3 protein-coding genes and 1 tRNA gene are annotated in these 3,791 nt (G+C 67.6%); 2 read left to right on the top strand and 2 right to left on the bottom strand.

Features of this window, described 5'->3' with window-relative positions:
* Positions 1-66: 66 nt before the first annotated feature.
* Positions 67-142: transfer RNA gene (locus ACIPIA_RS11970), tRNA-Ala, on the bottom strand.
* A 118-nt stretch (positions 143-260) separates the two neighbouring features.
* Between ACIPIA_RS11970 and ACIPIA_RS11965 the strand changes: the two genes are divergently transcribed.
* Complete coding sequence (locus ACIPIA_RS11965; protein WP_400509761.1) at positions 261-551, top strand: YggT family protein; 291 nt, start codon at positions 261-263, stop codon at positions 549-551.
* 109 nt (positions 552-660) lie between these two features.
* Positions 661-2,256 carry a gamma-glutamyltransferase gene (locus ACIPIA_RS11960; protein WP_400509759.1) on the top strand — a complete coding sequence of 532 codons (1,596 nt, stop codon included), beginning with the start codon at positions 661-663 and terminating at the stop codon, positions 2,254-2,256.
* A 45-nt stretch (positions 2,257-2,301) separates the two neighbouring features.
* On the opposite strand, the gene ACIPIA_RS11955 is transcribed toward ACIPIA_RS11960, so the two are convergent.
* Positions 2,302-3,791, bottom strand: a 1,490-nt coding sequence (locus ACIPIA_RS11955; protein ID WP_400509757.1) for an ABC transporter substrate-binding protein, incomplete at its 5' end; no start/stop codon positions are given.

Here is a 3,791-nt window from a genome sequence, read left to right as displayed (position 1 = left end):
GCCTGCCGACATCAACGGACGGCGTTCAGGCGCAATCTACGTGGGCGACGATTTCGGGAGGAACCTTGGTGGAGCTGAGGGGATTCGAACCCCTGACCTCTGCAGTGCGATTGCAGCGCTCTCCCATCTGAGCTACAGCCCCAAGGCGCTGGCCTTCTAGGCTGTGCGCCGCGTGGATGTCAATCACTTCCGCCAATTGTTTTGGCGGGTGCAGACGATATTCAGCGAACCCTTTCCGGACAGGCGCAAAAGGAAGATCGATGCGTGCCGTTCTCGACGTGGTTCTGCTCGCCCTGCAGATCTATGTGTGGATTCTGATCGCCTCGGCCGTGCTGAGCTGGCTGATCGCCTTCAACGTCATCAACACCCGCAACCAGTTCGTCTCCACCGTCTGGGATTCGCTCTACCGCATCACCGAACCGGTTCTGCGCCCGATCCGGGATCGCCTGCCGAATCTCGGCGGCATCGACATTTCTCCGATCATCCTGCTGCTGATCATCTACTTCATCCAGAGCGTGATCGTCCGCTACATCTACCCGAACGTGTTCTGACCGCCCCCGCCCTGCACGCGGCGCGGCTCCCCGCCCGCCACGACGCATTCGACGCTGCCGGAAGCGGCATGCAGTATGGCGACCTCCGCAATCGCCCGAGGTCGCCAGCATGGCCGAAGCAGCCCGCCCCTATCGCAGCCAGAACTGGCTTCTGACCAAGCCTGCCGCCCGCGGACGGCACGGCATCGTCGTCTCGCAGAGCCGCGAGGCCGCGGAGGCGGGAGCCGCGATTCTCGAACAGGGCGGCAACGCCGCCGACGCCGCCGTCGCCGCCTGCTTCGCGCTCGCTGCTGTCGAGCCCTGGAACAGCGGGCTCGGCGGCATCGGCTTCGCGGTGGTGCTGAAGGCCGGCGAGCGCCAGGCGCAGGTTGTCGACTTCGGACCGATCGCGCCGCACCGCGCAGACCCTGCCGACTATCCCCTCACCGGCGAGATGAAGAAGGACCTCTTCACCTGGCCTGAGGTCGTCGGCGACCGCAACATCCACGGCCCCCTCTCCTTCTGCGTTCCGTCGTCCGTCGCCGGCTATTCCAAACTGAAGGATGCCTTCGGCTCCGCGCTCCCGCTGGCGGATATCCTTGCCCCGGCGATCGCCCTCGCCCGGCGCGGCCTGCCGGCCGACTGGTACACGACGCTCAAGATCGCCTCCTCGGCCTCGGTGCTCAGGCTCTACGAGGAGAGCGCGCGCATCTATCTGCCAGGCGGATTGCCGCCCGTGCCGCCCTATCAGGGCACGCCCGGCTTCATGCCCCTGGGCAAGCTGTCAGAAACGCTGGAGCGGCTGGCCGAGGCCGGACTCGACGACTTCTATCGCGGTGACGTCGCCCGCCGCCTCGCTGCCGACGTCGCCGCGGCCGGCGGCGTGGTGGACGAGCGGGATCTGGCCGGCTGCGAGGCCCGGCTGCGCCCCTCTCCGACGATCGACTGGCGCGGCAGCCATCTCATCCATACCGCCGGCGGCCTCACCGCCGCCCCGACGCTCGAGCGCGTGATCGCAGGCATGGCCGATGCGGAGATCGACGGCGAAGGTCCTTCGCCTGCCTGGTTCGCGCAGCTCTCGCGCGTCATGCGGCAGGCCTATCGCGAGCGCCTTGACGGACTCGGCGCCGCGACGGCCGCCAAGGAGCCGGGCGATACCTGCACCACGCATCTCACCGTCGTCGATGGCGAAGGCAATCTCGTCGCCGTCACCACCACCCTGCTGTCCTCGATGGGCAGCCGCGTCGTGCTGCCCTCGACCGGCGTGCTGATGAACAACGGCATGATGTGGTTCGACCCGCGCCCCGGCAGCGCCAATGCGATCGCGCCCGGCGCGCGCCCGCTCTGCAACATGTGCCCGGTCGTGGTGACGCCGAAAGATGGCGGCTGGCCACGCCTCGCCGCCGGCTCCTCCGGCGGGCGACGCATCCTGGCCAGCGTCTACCAGACGCTCGCCTGGCAGCTCGACTTCGGCATGTCCACCGAGGAAACGGCCCACCAGCCGCGCATCGACATCTCGGGCCCGGATTCCACCACCGCCGATCTGCGGCTGCCGGCCGAGACGCTCGGGGCGCTCGAGCAGGCCGGACCGACGACACTTGCCGAGCACGCTGTCATGCCGATCAATTTCGCCTGCCCGAACTTCATCACCGTCGACCGCGACGGTGCCGAGGCTTCCAGCGACGCGGCATCGCCCTGGTCGGCAGCCGTCGCGGCCCGGCGCTGAGCCGCACGCTACGGGGCGGGCAGGGCCCGCCCCGGCCTTGCTGCGTCAGGCCCGCTTCAGCCCCCAGGGATAGGGCGCCGAGCCAGCCAGCATGCCGGTCAGGTTCTTCCGATAGGCCGTGCGGATCACGAACTGGCCGAGCGGAATGGTCGCGCATTCCTCGAGCGCCAGCCGGCCGAGCTCCGCCGCGACCTTCTTCTGCGCGGCTTCGTCGGGTGCGTAGAGCCATTGCTCGGCCAGGGCCTCCGCCTTCTCGCTCGTCCACCAGCCGAACCAGCCCTTCTCGCCCTGGCCGCGCACGAGGTTGGACAGCGCCGGATTGCCCCAGCCGACGGCGGAGCCGGTGGTGTGGAAGATGCTCCAGCCGCCCTTCTCGACCGGCTCGCGGCTGTTGCGGCGCTGGATGACCGTGCCCCAGTCGCTCGCGGCCATCTCGACATTCATGCCGAGTTGCTTGAGCAGTTCGTAGGTGACCTCGCCGAGCGGGCCGATATCCGGGAAGTCGGTCGGGTTGATGATGACGACCTTCTCGCCCTTGTAGCCGGAGTCCTTGAGCGCGGCCTTGGCCTTCTCCAGGCTCTGCGGCATCAGGTCTTCCTGCTCGCCGGTATAGTAGGGCGTGCCGCGCCACCAGAGATTGCGGCAGACCTGCCACATCTCGGTGTCGTCGCCCTGGGCGGCGCGCATGTAGTCCTCCTGCTTCACCGCCATGCGGACGGCGGCGCGCACCTTCGGATTGTTGAACGGAGGTTGCAGGTGGTTGAGCCGGATGATCGCACCGCGTCCGGCCTTGTCGATCACCTCGCGCTTGATGTCGGCGTTCTTCGCCAGCATCGGCTGAAGATCGGCGAGCGGGCGCTCCCACCAGTCCACCTCGCCGGTGCTCAGCGCCGCAGCCGCCGTCGCCGGATCCGGCAGGATGTGCCATTCGATCCGCTTGAAATTCGCGACCTTGCCGCCGGCATTGCGGCTCGGCGGCTCGCTGCGCGGCTTGTAGCCGTCGAACTTCTCGTAGACGGCCCGGCTGCCCGTGACGAACTCGCCGGCGACGAACTTGTAGGGCCCGGAGCCGACGACCTCCGCCACCTGCTTGGTCGCGTCTGTCTGCGCCAGACGCTCCGGCATGATGAAGGGTGGATTGTCGGCCTTGGAGAGCAGGTCGAGCATCATCGGGAAAGGCCGGGTCAGCTTGATCTCGATGGTGCGATCGTCAGGCGCGTTCCAGGCCTCGACGACCTTGGCCAGCAGCTGCCCGTAAGGATCGCGCTGGCACCAGCGCTTCATGCTCTGGATGCAGTCGGCCGGTTTCACCGGCGCGCCATCATGGAAAGCCAGCCCTTCCCGCAACTTGATGCGCCACGTCTTGCCGTCGGCCGAGATCTCGTGCCCTTCGGCCATCTGCGGCTGAGGCTTCAGGTCGAGATCGCCGCCATAAAGCGTGTCGAAGACGAAGTAGCCGTGATTGTTGGTCACGGTCGCCGTCGTCCAGATCGGGTCGAGAGCGGTCAGGTTGGCCTGTGGAACGAATTTCAGAA

Origin of the sequence: Allobosea sp. CER48 (genome assembly GCF_044752385.1) — a bacterium.
Taxonomy (GTDB): Bacteria; Pseudomonadota; Alphaproteobacteria; order Rhizobiales; family Beijerinckiaceae; genus Allobosea.
The sequence above is the reverse complement of the archived record's forward strand: the minus strand, read 5'-3'. Positions and strand labels throughout refer to the sequence as shown.

Coding starts and splice junctions, on each gene's coding strand:
- ACIPIA_RS11965 (WP_400509761.1), top strand. CDS start 261: ATGCGTGCCGTTCTCGACGTGGTTCTGCTCGCCCTGCAGATCTATGTG.
- ACIPIA_RS11960 (WP_400509759.1), top strand. CDS start 661: ATGGCCGAAGCAGCCCGCCCCTATCGCAGCCAGAACTGGCTTCTGACC.